The organism is Streptomyces sp. NPDC048416 (assembly GCF_043200435.1).
Lineage (GTDB): Bacteria > Actinomycetota > Actinomycetes > Streptomycetales > Streptomycetaceae > Streptomyces.
Window position 1 is genome coordinate 48,680 of record NZ_JBICXU010000016.1, and the last position, 19,702, is coordinate 68,381.

16 protein-coding genes are annotated in these 19,702 nt (G+C 71.7%); 12 read left to right on the top strand and 4 right to left on the bottom strand.

Annotated features, from left to right (window positions below):
- Positions 1-119 precede the first annotated feature (119 nt).
- Positions 120-2,441 carry a SulP family inorganic anion transporter gene (locus tag ACGFW5_RS20830; protein WP_393835746.1) on the bottom strand — a complete coding sequence of 774 codons (2,322 nt, stop codon included), beginning with the start codon at positions 2,439-2,441 and terminating at the stop codon, positions 120-122.
- Positions 2,442-2,722: 281 nt separating this feature from the next.
- Here ACGFW5_RS20830 and ACGFW5_RS20835 point away from each other — a divergent pair, with 281 nt between their 5' ends.
- Complete coding sequence (locus ACGFW5_RS20835; protein WP_393835747.1) at positions 2,723-4,015, top strand: hypothetical protein; 1,293 nt, start codon at positions 2,723-2,725, stop codon at positions 4,013-4,015.
- A gap of 20 nt (positions 4,016-4,035) precedes the next feature.
- On the opposite strand, the gene ACGFW5_RS20840 is transcribed toward ACGFW5_RS20835, so the two are convergent.
- A complete protein-coding gene (locus ACGFW5_RS20840; RefSeq protein ID WP_393835748.1) occupies positions 4,036-5,034 on the bottom strand; it encodes an ATP-binding protein in 999 nt (332 codons plus the stop codon).
- Between the two features lie 102 nt (positions 5,035-5,136).
- On the opposite strand from ACGFW5_RS20840, the gene ACGFW5_RS20845 reads away from it, so the two are divergent.
- Positions 5,137-5,955, top strand: a complete 819-nt coding sequence (locus ACGFW5_RS20845) for an oxidoreductase (protein WP_393835749.1) — start codon at positions 5,137-5,139, stop codon at positions 5,953-5,955.
- A 506-nt stretch (positions 5,956-6,461) separates the two neighbouring features.
- Here the strand turns inward: ACGFW5_RS20845 and ACGFW5_RS20850 are convergent.
- Positions 6,462-7,298, bottom strand: coding sequence for an HAD family hydrolase (locus ACGFW5_RS20850; RefSeq protein ID WP_393835750.1), 837 nt, complete (start codon positions 7,296-7,298; stop codon positions 6,462-6,464).
- A gap of 458 nt (positions 7,299-7,756) precedes the next feature.
- Between ACGFW5_RS20850 and ssd the strand changes: the two genes are divergently transcribed.
- From ssd to ACGFW5_RS20885, 7 genes are all read left to right on the top strand, one after another.
- Positions 7,757-8,860, top strand: coding sequence for a septum site-determining protein Ssd (ssd, locus tag ACGFW5_RS20855; RefSeq protein ID WP_393835824.1), 1,104 nt, complete (start codon positions 7,757-7,759; stop codon positions 8,858-8,860).
- A 101-nt stretch (positions 8,861-8,961) separates the two neighbouring features.
- Positions 8,962-10,098 (top strand): TadA family conjugal transfer-associated ATPase, encoded by a 1,137-nt coding sequence (locus ACGFW5_RS20860; protein WP_393835825.1) that lies wholly within the window; start codon positions 8,962-8,964, stop codon positions 10,096-10,098.
- 11 nt (positions 10,099-10,109) lie between these two features.
- Positions 10,110-11,063 (top strand): type II secretion system F family protein, encoded by a 954-nt coding sequence (locus ACGFW5_RS20865; protein WP_393835751.1) that lies wholly within the window; start codon positions 10,110-10,112, stop codon positions 11,061-11,063.
- Positions 11,060-11,911: a type II secretion system F family protein gene (locus ACGFW5_RS20870; RefSeq protein WP_393835752.1), complete on the top strand. Its 852-nt coding sequence runs from the start codon at positions 11,060-11,062 to the stop codon at positions 11,909-11,911. Before ACGFW5_RS20865 ends, ACGFW5_RS20870 begins: the two co-directional genes overlap by 4 nt.
- Before the next feature lie 374 nt (positions 11,912-12,285).
- Positions 12,286-12,489 (top strand): DUF4244 domain-containing protein, encoded by a 204-nt coding sequence (locus ACGFW5_RS20875; RefSeq protein WP_393835826.1) that lies wholly within the window; start codon positions 12,286-12,288, stop codon positions 12,487-12,489.
- Positions 12,476-12,853, top strand: a complete 378-nt coding sequence (locus ACGFW5_RS20880) for a TadE family type IV pilus minor pilin (RefSeq protein ID WP_393835753.1) — start codon at positions 12,476-12,478, stop codon at positions 12,851-12,853. Before ACGFW5_RS20875 ends, ACGFW5_RS20880 begins: the two co-directional genes overlap by 14 nt.
- A 125-nt stretch (positions 12,854-12,978) precedes the next feature.
- Positions 12,979-13,371 (top strand): Rv3654c family TadE-like protein, encoded by a 393-nt coding sequence (locus ACGFW5_RS20885; RefSeq protein ID WP_393835754.1) that lies wholly within the window; start codon positions 12,979-12,981, stop codon positions 13,369-13,371.
- Between the two features lie 147 nt (positions 13,372-13,518).
- Here ACGFW5_RS20885 and ACGFW5_RS20890 read toward each other — a convergent pair whose 3' ends face one another.
- The gene (locus tag ACGFW5_RS20890) at positions 13,519-15,996 is read right to left on the bottom strand and encodes a DEAD/DEAH box helicase (protein WP_393835755.1); all 2,478 of its coding nucleotides are present in this window, start codon (positions 15,994-15,996) and stop codon (positions 13,519-13,521) included.
- Between the two features lie 79 nt (positions 15,997-16,075).
- On the opposite strand from ACGFW5_RS20890, the gene ACGFW5_RS20895 reads away from it, so the two are divergent.
- The 3 genes from ACGFW5_RS20895 (at position 16,076) to ACGFW5_RS20905 (ending at position 19,635) form a co-directional block, all read left to right on the top strand.
- On the top strand, positions 16,076-16,429 hold the full coding sequence (locus ACGFW5_RS20895; RefSeq protein ID WP_053728100.1) for an STAS domain-containing protein: 354 nt from the start codon (positions 16,076-16,078) through the stop codon (positions 16,427-16,429).
- A 104-nt stretch (positions 16,430-16,533) separates the two neighbouring features.
- On the top strand, positions 16,534-16,980 hold the full coding sequence (locus tag ACGFW5_RS20900) for an ATP-binding protein (RefSeq protein WP_393835756.1): 447 nt from the start codon (positions 16,534-16,536) through the stop codon (positions 16,978-16,980).
- A gap of 261 nt (positions 16,981-17,241) precedes the next feature.
- Positions 17,242-19,635, top strand: a complete 2,394-nt coding sequence (locus ACGFW5_RS20905; protein WP_393835757.1) for a sodium-translocating pyrophosphatase — start codon at positions 17,242-17,244, stop codon at positions 19,633-19,635.
- Positions 19,636-19,702: the final 67 nt, after the last annotated feature.

A 19,702-nucleotide genomic window follows, 5' to 3' on the forward strand; every position in this document is an offset into this window, starting at 1 on the left:
CAAGGGGCTCCAGGAAATTGGTTTAGACCTGTGAAGATTTCCTGGTCATCGGCGTGGCGCGCGAACGGCCTCCCCCTTGGCGGGAGAGGCCGTTCGTGACCCGGGGAAGGCGGGCAGGTTCAGGCGGGCGCGTCCTCCAGGAGGTTGACGCCGACGCCCTCGAAGACCTCTTCGTGGTCGTCCGCCGACAGCAGGTACGCCTGCGCCTCGCCGACGTGGAAGTACATGCCGTGCAGTGCGAGGGTGCCCGCCGCGAGGGCGCGCGCCACGGATTCGTGCCGGCGCAGATGCTCCAACTGCTGGACGACATTGGTCAGACAGAGCTGTTCGACGGCGTCCGCCGGCAGCCGGCCCGCGATCCGCGCCCAGGGGCGCCGCCGGTTCCCCATCCGCTCCAGGCTCGGCAACCCGTGCCGCAGCCAGCGGCGCAGCGGCGTCATCGACGACCCGGGCGTGGTGGTGAGCAGCGCCGTCATGGCACCGCATCCCGAGTGCCCGCAGACCGTGATCGACTGGACTTGGAGGATGTCGACGGCGTACTCGATGGCGGCCGCCACCGACTCGTCGCCGCCCTCGTCGCCGGGCTTGGGGACCAGATTGCCGATGTTGCGCACGGTGAACAGGTCACCCGGGCCGCTGGAGGTGATCATGCTGGTGACCAGGCGGGAGTCGGCGCAGGTGATGAAGAGCTGCTGCGGCCGCTGGCCTTCACGGGCGAGCCGGGCCAGCTCGTCACGCACCAGCGGAGCGGTGTTGCGCTGGAACGAACTGAGCCCGCTCACCAGGGGGTGCCCGTGGGTTCGCTGGGGCGGCTGGTCATGGCAGTGGTGGTTGCGCCAGGGGGTCCACGGACGGCAGCAGGTGTGCGCCGCGGAGTCGGGCTCGGCGCTCCTGCCCGCGGAGCGCCCGGTGATGCGCACGCTGCCGCCCTGCGCATGGTGCGCGTCCTGCCAGCCCTGCAACGCCTCGAAGGCGGCGTGATCCATGAACGATCCGTCCAACTCCACGATGGTTTCTGCTCCTTGGGGTACGTGGCCGAGCGTCCGGGTGAGCCGGGGCACGGCGAGGAACGTCAACTGTCCGCGGGCGCGCACCAGATAGGTGCCGTCTGCCTCCTGCTGGCCGGTGATACGGGTGCGGGACAGCCGGTGCAGCGCGACCGCCACGGCCACCGCGATCCCCAGGACCACTCCTTGCAGGACGCCCAGGACGAGCACTCCGCCGACGGACGCCACATAAACCAGGAACTCGCGATGTTTATGGACGTTACGGATGTGCGCGAAGTTGACCATTTGGATGCCGACCATCATCACGAGGGCGGCGAGCGCGGCCAGCGGGATCCATTCCAGGACGGTCACGAGCAGCCCGGCGGCGAGCAGCACCCACACGCCGTGCAGCACGGTCGAGGCGCGACCGGTCGCGCCCGCGCGGACGTTGGCGCTGCCGCGCACCGCGCCGCCGGAGACGGGCATGCCGCCGAGCAGCCCGGAGACGGCGTTGGCGATGCCCTGGCCGCGCAGTTCGCGGTCGAGGTCGACGCGCGGGACGGCGCTGCCGGGGCGCTCGGACGCGAGGCGGTCGACGGCGACCGCCGAGAGCAGCGACTCCAGGCTCGCGACCAGCGTCACGGTGAGCACCGCGGTGGTCAGCCCGAGCACCGGGCCGTGCGGCATGCCGGGCAGCACATGGGCGTTCCAGGAGGGCAGTTCGACCCGGGCGATCCGGGGCGCGGCGAACGCGGCGACACCGGTGGCGATCACCACGCAGGCGAGCGCGGCGGGGATGCGGCGCAGGGCGTTTCCGGTACGTCCGGGCAGGCGGGGCCACAGCAGGAGCACGGCCAGGGTCAGCGCACCGATCAGCGGTTCGGCCGGCCCGACCTGCGCCAACTGGCCCGGCAGCGCGAGAGCGTTGGCCACGGCGGAACTCTGTGGGGAGCCGCCGAGAACGATGTGGAGCTGGGCCAGCGCGATGGCGGCGCCGATGCCGGCGAGGGTGCCGTGCACGATGGCGGGGCTGACGGCGAGGGCGGAACGCGCCGCCTTCAGGGAGCCCAGGGCGACTTGGAGCAGGCCCGCGCACACGGTGATGACGCAACTGGTGCGCCAGCCGTAGGTCTGGAGGATTTCGGCGGACACCACGGTCAGGCCGGCGGAGGGCCCGCTGACCAGGAGCGGTGAGCCGCCCAGCAGCCCGGCGACGATGCCGCCGATACCGGCCGCGATGAGGCTGGCCTCCAGGGGTGCGTCGATGGCGACGGCAAGGCCGAGCGACATCGGGACGGCGAGCAGGAAGACGGTGATGGACGCCGACAGGTCGGCGCCGCGGATGCGGAAGCGGTGGCGCGGGGACCGGTCTCCGGAGGGAGGGGGCGCGTGTGGTCGCCGGATGCCGGGTCGGTGAGCTGGAGTCTTGGCGCGTGTGGGGACGCAAGCAGGCATGTTCCCGTCTCCTCCGGGGCAGCGCGGTCGCGGAACGTGGGGTCGCGGCCGTGGGTCACGGCAGTGCAGCGGCGGGATTCTCAACGCTCGGTAAACGAATAGTAATGCAGAGTAAAGGCATTGCTGTCCCATATGAGTTAAATGGGGCAATGATTCACTCGGGGGAGTGAATAGGCAGCTTTTCGTTCGGCTTGTCGTCCCGGTATGCCCCAGTCTGCGTGCGACTTTTGCGGCGCCGTGACGGCATTCAACGCACAGAACCGCAAGGAAGAGGTGGGCGGATGATCGCCGCCACGCACGCCACGAAGAAGATCGCTGTCGGCGTCCTCGCCGCCGCGCTGGCCCTCGGAGCCGCGGGCTGCTCCTCCGGACCCCCTGCCGCACCCATCGGCAAGAAGGGCGCCGCGGCCCCCAACATCGCCCCGCATGTCATCGGAGACGGCTCGACCGCGTACACCGGGCTCCAGCCGCATCTGCTCAAGGCCCAGAAGCTGAAGCCCGGACAACGGCCGCCGCAGTTCGTGGTGTTCTCCTGGGACGGCGCGGGCGAGGACAGCCAGAAACTCTTCTCGCACTTCCGTGAGGTCGCCAAGGAGTCCAACGCGACCATGACGTACTTCCTGAGCGGCGTGTACATGCTCCCGGAGGCGAAGGCGAACCTCTACACCGCGCCCAAGCACGCCCCGGGCCACTCGGACATCGGCTTCAACGACCTCAAGGGAATCAAGGACACCGTCACCCAGGTGCGCGCCGCGTGGAAGGAGGGCAACGAGATCGGTACCCACTTCAACGGGCACTACTGCGGGCCCGACGGCGGCGTCGGCACCTGGTCGGTGCCCGAGTGGAAGAGCGAGATCGCCCAGGCCAAGTCCTTCGTGAAGAACTGGAAGACGAACTCGGGCCTGAAGACGGAGGCTCCGCTCCCGTTCGACTACGACAAGGAGCTCGTCGGCGGCCGCACCCCCTGCCTGGAGGGCCAGAAGAACTTCGTCAAGACCGCGGGCGAGCTGGGCTGGCGCTACGACACCAGCGGCGTCAACGACCAGGTGTGGCCGAAGAAGAACCCCAACGGCATCTGGGACCTGTCGATGCAGCTGGTGCCGGTCCCGGGCCGGGACTTCCAGACCCTGTCCATGGACTACAACTTCTACATGAACCAGTCCGACGCGATGACCGGTGACGCCGATCAGCACGAGTACTGGGGCAACCAGATGCGCGACGGCCTCCTCCAGGCCTTCGACCGCTCCTACGACGGCAACCGCGCCCCGCTGATCGTCGGCAACCACTTCGAGTCCTGGAACGGCGGCGCCTACATGAAGGCCGTCGAAGAGACGATCAGGACGGTGTGCGTCAAGCGCGACGTCCACTGTGTCTCCTTCCGTCAGCTCGCCGACTGGCTCGACGCCCAGGACCCGGCCGTGCTCGCCAAGTTCCACTCGCTGAAGGTGGGGGAGGCGCCCAAGGGCGGCTGGGCAGCGCTCGAAGCCGCCCAGCCGGCGGCCCCGGTCAAGCCTCTCGCGCCGCAGATGCCCGCGGCGCCCCAGCCCGCCGTCAAGCAGGCCGCGGGTCACTGACCTCGTCGATCAGTGCGCCGTCAAGCAGGCTGCGGCTCACTGACCTCGTCGATCAGTCGCTCGCTCAGCACGAAACCGGGGTCCACCTGCGCCGCCAGGTCGGCCCCGGTCTTCGCGTTGCCCCAGCTCTCCGCGTTCTTCAGGTGGAAGTGCACCATCTGCTGCGTGTAGCGGCCCCAGTCCCGGTGTCCGTACGAGTCGTCCGCCGCGTCCTGCAACGTCTGAAGGGCGACCCGGTTGTCGGCCTCCAACAGCTCGAAGCGGGCCGGGCGCCCCTTCTCCATGGCGCGCACCCAGTCCGAGTGGCCGACCGTGACCAGGAGATCGTCGCCGACCTCGGCCCGCAGGAAGTCCACGTCGTCCTGGCCCTGCACCTTGTTGCCGACGACCTTGAGCGCGACCCCGTAGTCCCGGGCGTACTCCTTGTACTGGCGGTAGACCGAGACGCCCTTGCGTGTCGGCTCGGCCACCAGGAACGTCATGTCGAAACGGGTGAACATCCCCGAGGCGAACGAGTCGGAGCCCGCCGTCATGTCGACGACGACGTATTCGTCCACGCCGTCCACCAGGTGGTTCAGGCACAGCTCGACCGCGCCGACCTTCGAGTGGTAGCAGGCCACCCCGAGATCGGACTCGGTGAACGGCCCGGTCGCCATCAGACGGATGTCGCCGTCGTCGAGCCCGACCCGGCGCGCGCACGCCTCGTACACCGGGTTCGCCTCGCGCACCCTGAGCAGGCGGGAGCCGTGGCCGGGCGGGGTCGTCTTGATCATCGTCTCGGTGGAGGCGATCCGCGGGTTGGTGCCCCGCAGGTACTCCTTGATGAGGGGAAGGTGCGCGCCCATCGCGGGCAGCGCGGCGGCCTCCTCGTCGTCGAGCCCGAGCGCGGCTCCCAGATGCTGGTTGATGTCGGCGTCGACCGCGACGACGGCGGCCTCGTTGGCGGTGAGGTGACGGATGAAGAGCGAGGACAGCGTGGTCTTGCCGCTGCCGCCCTTCCCCACGAAAGCGATCTTCATGTTCACCAACGGTAATCGTATGGTGGCGGTAAGTGTGCGAGGTGAGTGAAGAAGACCACTCGAAGGTGGGGCGGGGCTTGCGGACGCGTAGCCTCCCTACTTATGAGTACGAACGCCGCTGACCCTCTTGTCGCCCTCGGCGGGCTGCCGGGCGTGCCCGATGCCGTGGACCGCGTCCGCAAGGCCGTGGACCGGGTCTACGGGCACCGCGTGATGCGGCGCCGCAGCAACGAGATCACCTCGGAGGCGGCCCTGCGCGGAGCGCGCGGGAGCGCGGCCCTGTCCGGGGCGGACTGGGCGCTCGAAGAGGTCAGGCGACGGAGCGACTTCGGCACCGAACCCGAGGCGCGGGCGGTCGGTGCCGCGCTGCGGCTCACCGCCGAGGCGGGGCAACTCCTCTCCATCTGGCGGCAGTCACCGCTGCGGGTCCTTGCCCGGCTGCACCTGGTGGCGGCCGCGGACGCGGGGGACGCGGTGGGGCGGCCGCGCGGGCGCGGCGAAGCCGTCGACGAGCCCCTGGTCGAGCTTCCCCTGCCGGACGCGGACGAGGTCGCGGGCCGTCTCGAAGGGCTCTCCCGGCTGATCATCGCCGGCGGTTCGGCTCCCGCCCTGGTGACCGCCGCCATCGTGCACGGCGAACTGCTCGCGCTGCGCCCCTTCACCTCGTACAACGGGCTTGTCGCCCGCACCGCCGAGCGCATCGTGCTCATCGGCAGTGGCCTCGACCCGAAGGCGATCTGCCCGGCGGAGGTCGGCCACGCCGAGCTGGGACGGGCGGCGTACGCGGCGGCGCTCGACGGCTATGTCTCGGGCACGCCGCAGGGGATGGCGGCCTGGATCAGCCATTGCGGGAAGGCGGTCGAACTGGGCGTGCGGGAGTCGACGGCCGTGTGCGAGGCGCTTCAGCGCGGCGCGGCGTAGGGCCTCTGTCGCTGCGCTGCGTGGACCCTGGCCGTTGCGCGGGGACGGCCACAGACGCTGTGCGCGGGGATGACCTCGGTCGCTGCGCGGGGCGGCCCCATTCGCCGCAGGGCGCGGGGCGGGGCGGGGCCGAAAAGGGTTGCGGCGGTATCGGAAACCGATACCGCCGCTGGCATGTCCACCGTGTTACCAAGCGTCCTCGAATGTTGCCCATCAGGCCGGGATTCTCTGCCCGTTCACCTGGTGCGGCTGGCCCGTAATCGACGGGTCGACGTCGCGTGGGTGCTCGATGTCCATGCTCGGTCCGTGGGGCCTTGCTGCGTAGAAGGTGATCCTCTCGGATGTCCCAGGTCTCGCGGGCCGTTGAGTCCTTTCTACTCCCGTACGGCGAGAAGCGAAACCCCTGACCCCGGTTCTTTACTTTTAGGTTCAAACAGGGGTGAAACGGGCGGCGGTTTTCAGGAGTTGTCCCCAGGCGTACTGACGCGGGCGCCTTCTCCCTCGCTTCAGGCCGGGACGGAACCGCGCCTCTTGGCGGCATACCAGACGAGCCCGGCGGTCGCCGCGGCCGCGCCGACCGCCGCCGCTGCCAGCAGGGTGGACCGGGGCGGCATCGTGAGGGTGGGCAGCCGTTGCTTGAGACTGACCGGCCGGTTGAAGACGAGAATCGGCCAATCCCTGGCGGTGGCCTCGCGGCGCAGTGCCCGGTCCGGATTGACCGCGTAGGGGTGGCCGACCGACTCCAGCATGGGGACGTCGGTCGCCGAATCGCTGTAGGCGTAGCAGCGATTCAGGTCGTATCCCTCGGACGCGGCAAGCTCCTTGACGGCTTCGGCCTTCGTCGGCCCATAGGCGTAGTACTCCACATCCCCCGTGAAGCAGCCGTCGTCGCCGACCACCATTCTGGTCGCCACCACCCGGTCCGCGCCCAGCAGTTCGCCGATCGGCTCGACGACCTCGGCGCCCGAGGTCGACACGATGACGACGTCGCGGCCCGCCGCATGGTGCTCCTCGATGAGGGAGGCGGCCTCGTCGTAGATGATCGGGTCGATCAGGTCGTGCAGGGTCTCGGCGACGATCTCCTTGACCTGCTGGACGTTCCAGCCCTTGCACAGGGCGGACAGGTACTCGCGCATCCCCTCCATCTGATCGTGGTCCGCGCCGCCGGCGAGGAATACGAACTGCGCGTACGCAGTGCGCAGTACGGCGCGTCGGTTGATCAGTCCTCCTTGATAGAAGGACTTGCTGAAGGTCAGCGTCGACGACTTGGCAATGACTGTCTTGTCCAAGTCGAAGAAGGCGGCGGTGCGCGGCAGCGAGTGGTTTTCCACGAGTCCGAGCATAGGCGCCCACCATTCGGCGTAAGCTGGGGCGCGTGGGTTTGCCTGAGAAGGCTCTCGGGTACACCATGGAAGTCACGGATCGTTCGCGACCGTGCTAACCCGGTCCGGCTCCTCCCCCCCGAGTCAGACCGTGGGGACGACCCCCGCTCTCCCCCCCCGGCGGGGGTCGTCGCATGTCCAGATGCGTTTTCGACCCTGGACCCTCCCCTCGCCCGGCCTTTCGGCCCCGCTGGCTGCGCCCTCTTCCCCCACCATGACTCGTGACTGTGCGTAGTGGTTGCGCTGCGCTCCGGAAGTCACCGGTATAGGTGAACGGGATATTCACATTGCGGATAGTTGTCCACAGATTTCGACCAAGATCCACATTATTTCGGGTCCCGCTCCACGGTGATTCCAGTGCGCGAACAACGCGGACACGGGAATCGGAGTGAGAGGGGGCGGAAATCGTGGACGGAGCCATGGCGTGCGACCGGCCGCCGGGCGCGGAGGGGCGGCGCGGCGGACCGCTGATCGTGACCGAGGACGAGGAACTGCTCGATGATCTGCTGCGGCTGTGCGCCGCGGCCGGCACCGAGCCGGAGGTGTGCCACGGGGTGCCGGGGCGCAGGGGTGGCTGGGAGAGCGCGCCGCTGATCCTGGTCGGCGACGACGCCGTGCCGCGGCTGCTCGGATCGGCCCGCAGGCGCGGCGTGCTGTTGGTGGGCCGAAACCAGGACGACCCCCGGGTGTGGCAGGCGGCGGTCGAGCTCGGCGCGGACCATGTGCTGCGGCTGCCCGACGCCGAGGCGTGGCTCGTCGACCGGATCGCGGACGCCGTGGAAGGCGTGGGGCGCCCCGCCCTGACCGTCGGGGTGATCGGCGGGCGCGGTGGCTCGGGGGCATCGACCCTGGCGTGCGCCCTCGCGGTGACCGCCGCACGCTCCGGTCGGCGCACCATGCTGATCGACGGCGACCCGCTCGGTGGCGGGCTCGACGTGTTGCTCGGCGGGGAGCAGAGCGATGGTCGGCGATGGCCGGATTTCGCCGCCTCGCGAGGGCGGGTCGCCGGCACCGCTCTGGAGGAGTCGCTGCCTCGGCTGCATCAGTTGAGGGTGCTCAGCTGGGACCGCGGGGACTCGGTGGTGATCCCGGCCGAGGCGATGCGCGCGGTGCTGGCGGCGGCCCGGCGTCGGGGCGGGGTGGTCGTCGTGGACCTGCCGCGCCGGATCGACGACTCGGTCGTGGAGGCGCTCGCGCAGCTGGACCTGGGCCTGCTCGTGGTCCCGGGCGAGCTGCGCGCGGTCGCCGCGGCGAACCGGGTCGCCGTATCGGTCGGCATGGTGCTGCGCGATCTGCGCGCGGTGGTACGGGGCCCCTACGCCGACGGGCTCGACGAGCAGTGGGTGGCCGATGCCCTCGGACTGCCGCTCGCCGGTGAACTCCCGGTGGAGCCCGGGCTGTTGGAGGCACAGGGAGGCGGAGCGCCGCCGGGCAGCGCGGCGCGCGGACCACTGGCCAGATTCTGCTCGGCGTTCTGGGACCAGGCGCTGGCCGGTGGCCTCGCCGGGGGAGTGGCGTCGTGAGCGGGCCGACGGACGAGAGCCGGCTCGCGTCCGGCGCGGCCGAACCCGCGGGCGGCGGGGCGCGGCCCTGGGGAGCGCCCTCCTGGGGCGGAGGGCCGCCGCTGCTCGACGCCGTGCGGCAGCGGCTGGCACAGAGCGGGGCCGAGCCCACCCCGGCAAGGGTCGCGGCGGCGCTGCGTGCCCAGGGCCGGCTGCTCGGCGACGCCGAAGTGCTGGGCGGTGCGCAGGAGTTGCGGTCCGAGCTGGTGGGGACGGGCCCGCTTGAGCCCCTGCTCGCCGATCCCGACGTGACGGACGTCCTGGTCTCCGCGCCCGACCGGGTGTGGGTGGACCGGGGCAGCGACCTTGAGCTGACCGGCATCCGCTTCCCCGACGCGCCGGCCGTGCGCCGACTGGCCCAGCGTCTCGCCGCGGTGGCGGGCCGCCGGCTCGACGACGCGCGGCCCTGGGTGGACGCCCGGCTGCCCGACGGCACCCGGATGCACGCCGTGCTTGAGCCGGTGGCCGTCGGATCGGCCTGCCTCTCCCTGCGGGTGGTGCGGCCGAAGGCGTTCTCGCTGACCGAGCTGGCAGCGGCCGGCACCGTGCCGCCCGACGGCGGACAGCTGCTGCGGGCACTGATCGAAGCCCGGGTGTCGTTCCTGGTCAGCGGAGGCACCGGCACCGGTAAGACGACGCTTCTGTCGACCCTGCTCGGTCTGGTCGGAGCCGGGGAGCGGATCGTACTGGCCGAGGACTCCGCCGAGTTGAGGCCCGACCACCCCCATGTCGTACGCCTCGAAGCCCGCCCGGCGAACCAGGAGGGCGCGGGCCTCGTGACGCTGCGGGACCTGGTGCGCCAGGCCCTGCGAATGCGCCCGGACCGGCTGGTCGTGGGGGAGGTGCGGGGCGCCGAGGTCACCGATTTGCTGGGCGCCCTGAACACGGGACATGAAGGCGGCTGCGGGACGGTCCACGCCAATTCCGCCGCCGATGTGCCCGCTCGCCTCGAAGCGCTCGGCACCGCGGCCGGGCTCGACCGCGCCGCGCTGCACAGCCAGTTGGCGGCCGCGCTGTCGGTGGTGGTCCATCTCGTACGCGACCGGGCGGGCCAGCGCCGGATCGCGGAGGTGCGCGTCCTCGAACGGGACGCGGCGGGCCTGGTGATGACGGTGCCCGCGCTGCGATGGGGCGCGGCGGGCTTTGTGCGCGACTCGGGCTGGGAGCGGCTGCGGGCGTTGATCGGGGGAGCGTTGTGACGGATCTTCGGATGGAACCGCCCGCGTGGGCGGCGGTGTGCGCGGGAATGGCCGCGTGGCTGTGGGTCGGACAGGACCGGGGGATGCGGCGGGCCCGGCTGGTCTTCGCGGGAGCGGGAGCGGGAGCGGCGGCCGGAGCGGGAGCAGGGGCGGGGGCCACTGGCGGCGACGCCGACGCCGGCCTCGGCGTCCGCGGCGGTGGTGCCGGTGCGGCCGGGGTGGGCGCCGCGTTCAAGGTGTCACCCCTGGGGCGTTGGCTGGAGGGGGCGCGAGGGCGGCAGCGGTGGCGCGTGGAGTGGCTGTGTCTGCTGCTGGGTCTTGTGCTCGCGGTCCTGGGGGAGTCGGTGCTGCCGCTGGTGGCAGGGGCGGTGGCGGTGCCCCTGGTGGGGAAGCGGCTACGGGCAAGGGAGCGCGAGCGGGTCAGGGCGCGGCGGGCCGACGAGGTGATCGCCTGGTGCGCCGCGGTGGCGGGAGAGCTGCGAGCCGGCCGCCAGCCCGGGCAGGCGCTGGTCGCGGCCGCGTGGGACACGGCGGCCCTGGGCCCTGCGTCCGCCCCCGTGGTGGCGGCCGCGAAGTTCGGCGGTGATGTGCCGGCCGCGTTGCGTGCGGCGGCCGCGGAGCCGGGCGCCGAAGGGCTCGCCGGAGTCGCGGCGTGCTGGCAGGTGGCGGTGGCCGGCGGGGCGGGACTCGCCTCGGGCCTTGAACGTCTGGAGAACGCGCTGCGCGCGGAGCGGGAGCAACAGGACGCGCTGCGCGCCGAGTTGGCGGGCCCGCGCACCACGGTGCTGCTCCTGGCGCTGCTTCCGGCGTTGGGCCTCGTGCTCGGCACGGCGATGGGTGCGAGTCCCCTGCGGGTGCTGCTGCACAGTGCGGCGGGATTCGGGTGCCTGCTGGTGGCGGGGGTGCTGGAGGCGGCCGGGGTGTGGTGGGCGGCGCGGATCGTACGGGCGGGGGAGGGACGGTGAGCCTCTTCGGGCCGGACGTTGTCCACAGGCTGGGGGCGGTGCTGGGGGTGGTGGCTCTCGCCCTGTGGGTGGCGCTCGGGGTGGCCCGGCGCCGGGAGGAGCACGAGGTACGGCGTCGGGTGGCCGCGCTGGTGGCCCTGGAGGGGCTGGCCTCGCCCTCGCAGAGCCGCTGGAGCCGGGTGTGGAGCCCGGTGTGGAACCCGGGGTGGAACCGGGCGCGGAGCCCGGTGTGGAAAGCGGGGTGGACTGCGCGGGCGAGGCGGTGGGGGGCGCCGCTCGGGGCGCTGGTGGCCGGCTATGTGCTGCTCGGTGGGGTGGCAGGCGTGCTGGGCGGCTTGGCGGCGTCGTACGGGGCCTGGGCATGGGGGCGTCGGCGCCGTGCGCGCGGGGACACGGCCGACAGGCTCGGAGTCGCGCGGGAACTCCCTCTCGCCGCAGACCTGTTGGCGGCCTGCCTGGCCGCCGGGGCGGGGCCGCGCGAAGCGGCGGGGGCGGTCGGCGCCTGCCTGGAGGGGCCCGTGGGCGCCCGGCTCGCCCAGGTGGCCGCCGAACTGAGGATGGGCTGCGAACCCGCTGAAGCGTGGGGGAGGTTGGGGGCGATACCGGGCACGGCCGAACTGGCCCGCTGTCTGCGGCGGGCGGCCTCTTCGGGGGCGCCCGCGGCCGGCCCCGTCGCACGGGTCGCCGAGCGCTGCCGGGCCGAACGGGCCAGGCAGGCCTCGGCGCGGGCCAGACGCGCAGGCGTGCTGATCACCGGCCCGCTCGGCCTCTGCTTTCTCCCGGCCTTCCTGGCGGCCGGCGTCGCCCCGGTCGTGATCGGCCTCGCGGGCGGGCTGCTCGCGCGGTGACACCGACCCCTTCCGGGGACGCCGAACGGCACGCCTTGCGCGACCCCGGTCGGCAGGCACGGCCTTGCGGGACCCCGGTCGGCAGGCACGGCCTTGCGGGACCCCGGTCGGCAGGCACGGCCTCGCGGGACGCCGTTCGGCAGGCACCCCTCGCGGCATGCCGTTCGGCAGGCACCCCTCGCGGCATGCCGTTCGGTACGGCATTCGGTACGGCATTCGGCGCTCCTTCTGGCGCTCCTTTCGGCAAGCGAGGCGGTTCGCGAGAGCCGCGCTCATGACTGTGTGAATCGGTCAACAAGCACACCTATCAAGAGAGTTGGGACGACAACATGGACGCGATCATGGACCGGCGGGCGAAGGTGACGGAGAGCCGGATGCGGCGCTGGAGTGCGGGGCTGCGACGTCGGGTGCTGCGGTGCCGAGGGCGGAGCGACGCCGGAATGTCGACCTCCGAGTACGCCGTGGGCACCCTCGCGGCGTGTGCCTTCGCGGCGATCCTGTACAAGGTCGTCACGAGTGGCGGGGTTGTGACGGCGTTGACGAAGCTGATCACCAAGGCGCTCGATGTGCAGTTCTGAGCGCGGCCCCCGCAAACGGGGCGACCGGGGTTTCGTGACGGCCGAGACGGCCATGGTGATTCCGGCCCTCGTGGGGTTCGCGCTGGCCCTGCTCTGGGCACTGACGGCGGCCGCGTCCCAGATCCGATGCGTGGACGCGGCCAGGGCCGGGGCGCGCGCGGTGGCCCGCTCCGAGCCCGAAGCGGTGGCGGTGGCGGCGGCCCGCTCCGCCGCGCCGGCGGGCGCCACGGTCACAGTGCGGCGCAGTGGAGACCTGTGGCGGGTCCGGGTGGAGGCCGCCGCCCCCGGGCCGCACCACCTCGCCCTGACGCTGAGCGCCGAGGCGGCGGCGCAGGCCGAGGACACCATGGGGGAGGTCCCGTGAACGGGAGCGCAGCACCAGGTGTTGCGAGCCGCGGGGTGCGGGGCGCCGAGCGAACCCTTTGCGGGGCGGACAGTCGGGGGCGGCGCCGTGTGCCCCCACGGGCGTACGGCCTTCTCGAATGGCGGATGCGCGAGGGGAACCGCGCCGACCGGGGGTCGGCCACGGTCTGGGTGGCGCTGACGGCCGCCACCCTGTGCGCGGTGTTCGCGGCCGTGCTGTGCCTCGGACAGGCCGTGGCCGCGCGGCACCGGGCCGGAGCGGCGGCCGACCTGGCCGCCCTCGCGGCCGCCGACCGCGCACTGTGGGGCGCGCCGGACGCCTGCGCCAGGGCCGGCGAGGTGGCCAGGGCCCAGGGCGCGGAGATGGTGCGCTGCTCGGTGTCCGGGGAGATCGCGGACGTACGGGTGCGGGCGAGGTTCGGCCCCTACGCACCCAGCGTCAGGGCTCGCGCGGGCCCGCCCCTGGCCGGCCCCGGGTTACCCGCGCCGGCCTCGAAGCTCGGGCCGGCCCGCCTGTGACCGGGCCGGGGCTGCCGGTGGCGGTCTGGTGAGGGCGCCGGACGGAGGGGCGTGGGCCAGCGCCGGTCAGCATGCGGGCCTGTCCGGGGCCGCCGGTGGCGGCCTGGTGAGGCCGCCGGGCGCCAAGGCGTGGCTGGGCACGTGCGGTCAGGGTGCGGGCGGGGGTGGCTCCGGGGTTGCCGGGGCTCCTCGCAGCAGCTCCGTCAGGAGGCGTACGGCGCCGCGCTTGTGCAGGGGATCGTTGCCGTTGCCGCACTTGGGTGACTGGATGCAGGACGGGCAGCCCCCCTCGCACTCGCAGGACGCGATCGCCTCGCGGGTCGCGGTCAGCCAGCGCGCGGCGGTGTGGAAGGCGCGTTCGGCGAATCCGGCGCCGCCCGGGTTGCCGTCGTACACGAAGACCGTCGGCAGCAGGGTGTCCGGGTGCAGCGGGATGGAGACGCCGCCGATGTCCCAGCGGTCGCAGGTGGCGAAGAGCGGCAGCATCCCGATGGAGGCGTGCTCGGCGGCGTGCAGGGCGCCGCCCAGGATCTCCGGGCCCACCCGGGCGGCATCGAGCTGGTCCTCGGTGACCGTCCACCACACGGCCCGGGTGCGCAGGGTGCGGGGCGGCAGGTCGAGCTTGGTCTCGCCCAGCACCTCGCCGGTGATCAGTTTGCGGCGCAGGAAGGAGACGACCTGGTTGGTGACCTCGACGGAGCCGTAGCAGAGGCGGCCGGACCCCCAGGGGATCTCGGTGTCGGTGGCGAGGACGGAGATGGAGGTGGTGTCCCTGGCGACGGTCGAATAGGGCGGGGCGGCCTCCTCGACGAGGGCGGCGGAGTCCTCCAGGTCCAGGTGTTTCACCAGGTACGTACGGCCCTGGTGGAGATGGACGGCGCCGTCGTGGACGGTGGTGTGGGCGGCGGACGCGTCGACCGTGCCGAGCAGCCGTCCCGTCGAGGCCTCGACGATCTGGACCGGGCGGCCGCCGCCGCCCCGGATGTCGGTGAGGTCGGCGGCCCGCTCGCGCCGGGTCCAGAACCAGCCGTTGCTGCGGCGGCGCAGCAGCCCGGCGCGTTCCAGCTGCGGCAGGAGATCCGGGCTCGCCGGGCCGAACAGGCCGAGGTCGGCCTCGGTGAGCGGGAGCTCGGCTGCGGCCGCGCACAGATGGGGGGCAAGGACGTACGGGTTGTCCGGGTCGAGCACGGTGGACTCGACGGGCTGCTGGAACAGCGCCTCGGGGTGGTGGACGAGGTAGGTGTCCAGCGGGTCGTCGCGGGCGATCAGGACGGCAAGGGCGCCCTGGCCCGAGCGGCCGGCCCGGCCCGCCTGCTGCCACAGGGAGGCCCGGGTGCCCGGGTAGCCCGCGATGAGGACGGCGTCGAGGCCCGAGACGTCGATGCCGAGTTCCAGGGCGGTGGTGGCGGCGAGGCCGAGCAGTTCACCGGAGTGCAGGGCCTGCTCAAGGGCGCGGCGCTCCTCGGGGAGGTAGCCGCCCCGGTAGGCGGCGACACGCCGGGCGAGGGTGCGGTCGACCTCGTACAGGCGCTCCTGGGCGATGACCGAGATGAGCTCGGCGCCGCGCCGGGAGCGGACGAAGGCGACCGTGCGGACACCCTGCACGGCCAGGTCGGTGAGGAGGTCGGCGGTCTCGGCGATGGCGGTGCGGCGCACGGGCGCGCCCTTCTCGCCGGCGAGCTCGGTGAGCGGGGGCTCCCACAGGGCGAAGACCAGTTCGCCGCGTGGGGAGGCGTCGTCGGCGACCTCGACGACGGGCAGGCCGGTCAGGCGGCCCGCGGAGAGCGCGGGCTCGGCGGCCGTGGCCGAGGCGAGCAGGAAGACCGGATCGGAGCCGTAGCGGGCGCACAGGCGGCGCAGCCGGCGAAGGACCTGGGCGACGTGGGAGCCGAAGACACCGCGGTAGGTGTGGCACTCGTCGATGACGACATAGCGCAGGGCGCGCAGGAAGGAGGCCCATCTGGGGTGGGAGGGCAGGATGCCCAGGTGCAGCATGTCCGGATTGGTGAGGACGTAGTTGGCGTACTGGCGCACCCACTCGCGTTCCTCGACCGGGGTGTCGCCGTCGTACACGGCGGGCCGGATCGCGTTGCCCAGGGGAGCCGCGAGGGCCTTCACCGAGCGGCGCTGGTCGGCGGCCAGGGCCTTGGTGGGGGCGAGGTACAGGGCGGTCGTGCCGCGTCCGTTCGGGGCCTCGGAGCCGTCCAGGAGGGTGCTGAGGACGGGGGCCAGATAGGCCAGCGACTTGCCGGACGCGGTGCCGGTGGCGATCACGACCGACTCGCCGTCCAGCGCGTGCCCGGCGGCGGCCGCCTGGTGGGCCCAGGGGTGCTCGATGCCGGCGTCCTGGATGGCGTTGATCACTTCCGGACGGATCAGGTGCGGCCACACTGCATGACGTCCGCCTCGCGGGGGCAAGTGCTCCGTATGAGTGATGCGCGCAGCCCGGCCTGCCCCTGCGGTGAGCCGGTCGAGGACCGTGCCGGGGTCGGGTCGTTCACCCGTGCTGTCGGCGGGTGTTCTGGGGCGGTGATTCCTGGCCATCGGCACCGAGTGTGTCACTGGCGTAGCGGACAATGGTCCCAAGGCGTCGTGCATGGCTGCTGGTAAGTGATTGAATGCCATCGCGGCTGGCGATCCGTTCTCTGGCTCCGCCGGGGAGTCTCAGGGGGCGGCCGCTCGATAGCAAGGTGCTGGAGGATCCGTGGACCTGTCCCTGTCGACTCGCAATGTGTCCGGCCCTGGTGGCGACCGTACGGTCGTCGAGGTCGGTGGCGAGATTGATGTGTATACCGCGCCCAAGCTGCGCGAGCAGTTGGTCGAGTTGGTGAACGACGGCAGCTACCACCTGGTTGTCGACATGGAGGGCGTGGACTTCCTCGACTCCACGGGCCTGGGTGTGCTGGTGGGTGGGCTCAAGCGCGTGCGCGCGCACGAGGGCTCGCTGCGCCTGGTCTGCAACCAGGAGCGCATTTTGAAGATCTTCCGGATCACGGGGCTCACCAAGGTGTTCCCGATCCACGGCTCGGTCGACGAGGCCGTCAACGCGACCGACTGACGGCGGCCGTCCAAGGACGGCTCCGGAGGAAGGACAGGGGCGCCGGGCGGCACAGTGGCCCGGGGCCCCTGAGATGTACGCCCGTACGTTCGAGGGGGATCGCCATGGCCACCGTTGAACTCCGATTCAGTGCCCAGCCCGAGCACGTCAGGACGGCCCGTCTCGTGGCGGCCGCCGTCGCGCGCCGGGCCGGGGTCGATGAGGCAGTGCTCGACGAGGTCAGACTCGCCGTCGGCGAGGCGTGCAGCCGTGCCGTCGGTATGCACCGTTCGCACGGGATCGACTCCCCCGTCCACGTCGTCCTGACCGAGGAGGAGAAGCTGTTCTCCATCGAGGTCGGCGACGGGGTGCCGGGGTCTGGCGGCGGCGCCGCGGCGGTGCCGGGCGTGCGCGGTCCGGCTCCCGATGACGACCTCGACGACGGCGCGGAGGACGAAATGGGCCTCGCTGTCATCAGCGGGCTCGTGGACGACGTGGAGGTCATCTCCGGCGAGTCAGGGGGTGTCATCCGGATGACCTGGCCCACCACGCCGTCCGAGGTGCTTCCCTGATCACGTGCTTCCATCATGAGGACCGGCCCTGCTGAGCAGGGCCTTTTTTCATTTCTTGATCCATATTGTCGGTCCGGTTCCTAGATCGCCGATCAAGCGTCAATGCTTTTGCCCCATTACCGCTTTCGGGGTCACTTTCGTGACCGGATCTCTCTCTGATGAGCCGATGAAGGTCAATTCCATTTGCGGCGCCCTGTTTTGATCGTGTTCCGCTACCTACAATCCGTCCACATCTTGAGCTCTGAGCGTCAAGGAGGACGAATGGCGGGGCTCTTCAACCCAACGGAACTCGACCACCCCACATCCCTGGCGGCCGCGGTCCTGACCGACGGCAACCGGCTGATCGTGATCGTCATCGCGGCTGTCGCGCTGGCGGCCCTGATCGTGGCGCAATTGCTGGTACGCCAGGTCCTCGCCGCAGGCGAGGGCACCGATTCGATGAAGAAGATCGCGGCGGCCGTACAGGAAGGCGCGAATGCCTATCTGACCCGGCAGTTGCGCACCCTCGGCGTCTTCGCCGTCGTGGTGTTCTTCCTGCTGTTCCTGCTGCCTTCCGACAACTGGTCGCAGCGCGTAGGCCGTTCCGTGTTCTTCCTGATCGGCGCCGTCTTCTCGGCGACGACGGGATACATCGGGATGCGTCTCGCCGTGCGCGCGAATGTGCGCGTCGCGGCGGCCGCCCGAGAGGCGACTCCCGCCGAAGGCGAACCCGAAAGGGATCTCACCTCGGTTTCCCACAAGGCCATGAAGATCGCTTTCCGTACGGGCGGCGTCGTCGGCATGTTCACCGTGGGCCTCGGCCTGCTCGGTGCCTCCGTCGTCGTGCTCGTGTACGCGGCCGACGCGCCCAAGGTCCTTGAGGGCTTCGGGCTCGGCGCAGCGCTGATCGCGATGTTCATGCGTGTCGGCGGCGGCATCTTCACCAAGGCCGCCGACGTCGGCGCCGACCTTGTCGGCAAGGTCGAGCAGGGCATCCCCGAGGACGACCCGCGCAACGCCGCCACCATCGCGGACAACGTGGGCGACAACGTCGGCGACTGCGCCGGCATGGCGGCCGACCTGTTCGAGTCGTACGCCGTGACCCTGGTCGCGGCGCTGATCCTCGGCAAGGCGGCGTTCGGCGACTCGGGCCTCGCCTTCCCGCTGATCGTCCCGGCGATCGGCGTGGTCACCGCGATGATCGGCATCTTCGCGGTCGCCCCGCGGCGCGCCGACCGCAGCGGAATGTCGGCCATCAACCGCGGCTTCTTCATCTCGGCGGTGATCTCGCTGGCCCTGGTGGCCGTCGCGGTCTTCGTCTACCTGCCGTCCTCGTACGCCAAGTTGAACGGCGTCACGGACCAGGTGATCAAGGGCCATGACGGCGACCCACGGGTCCTCGCGCTCGTCGCCGTCGCCATCGGCATCGTGCTCGCGGCGCTGATCCAGCAGCTGACGGGGTACTTCACCGAGACCACTCGGCGTCCCGTCAAGGACATCGGCAAGTCCTCGCTCACCGGACCCGCCACCGTCGTCCTCGCCGGCATCTCCATCGGCCTCGAATCGGCCGTCTACACCGCCCTGTTGATCGGTCTCGGCGTGTACGGGGCCTTCCTGCTCGGCGGCACCTCGGTGATGCTCGCGCTGTTCGCGGTGGCGCTGGCCGGCACCGGCCTGCTCACCACGGTCGGCGTGATCGTCGCGATGGACACCTTCGGCCCGGTCTCCGACAACGCCCAGGGCATCGCGGAGATGTCCGGCGACGTCCAGGGCGCGGGCGCCCAGGTGCTCACCGACCTGGACGCCGTGGGCAACACCACCAAGGCCATCACCAAGGGCATCGCCATCGCCACGGCCGTGCTGGCCGCGGCGGCGCTGTACGGCTCGTTCAAGGACGCCATCGCCACGGCGGTGCACGATGTCCACGCCAGGGCCGACGAGTTGACCCTGAACATGGACATCTCGCAGCCCAACAACCTGGTCGGGTTGATGCTGGGCGCGGCGGTCGTCTTCCTCTTCTCGGGGCTCGCGATCAACGCCGTGTCCCGCTCGGCCGGAGCCGTGGTCTTCGAGGTGCGGCGGCAGTTCCGCGAGCACCCCGGGATCATGGACTACACCGAGCAGCCGGAGTACGGGCGGGTCGTCGACATCTGTACGAAGGACGCGTTGCGCGAGCTGGCCACCCCCGGCCTGCTCGCCGTGCTCGCCCCCATCGCGGTCGGCTTCACGCTCGGCGTCGGGGCGCTCGGCTCGTACCTGGCGGGCGCGATCGGCACCGGCACCCTGATGGCGGTGTTCCTCGCCAACTCGGGCGGCGCATGGGACAACGCCAAGAAGCTGGTCGAGGACGGCCACTTCGGCGGCAAGGGCAGCGACGCCCACGCCGCCACCGTCATCGGTGACACCGTGGGCGACCCCTTCAAGGACACCGCGGGCCCCGCGATCAACCCGCTGCTCAAGGTGATGAACCTGGTGGCACTCCTGATCGCGCCGGCCATCGTCAAGTTCAGCTACGGCGACGACGCGAACCCGCTGGTCCGGGGGATCGTGGCGGCGCTCGCCATCCTCGTCATCATCGGCGCCGTGTACGTGTCGAAGCGGCGCAGTGTGGCCGTGGGCGACGACGGCACCAACGAGCGGGTCGCCAAGTCGGCCGACCCCGCGGTGGTTTCGTAGCGACGGAAGCGGCAAGGAGCGGGCGGACGGTGGGGTTTGACACACCGTCCGCCCGTTCTGCTTGGTG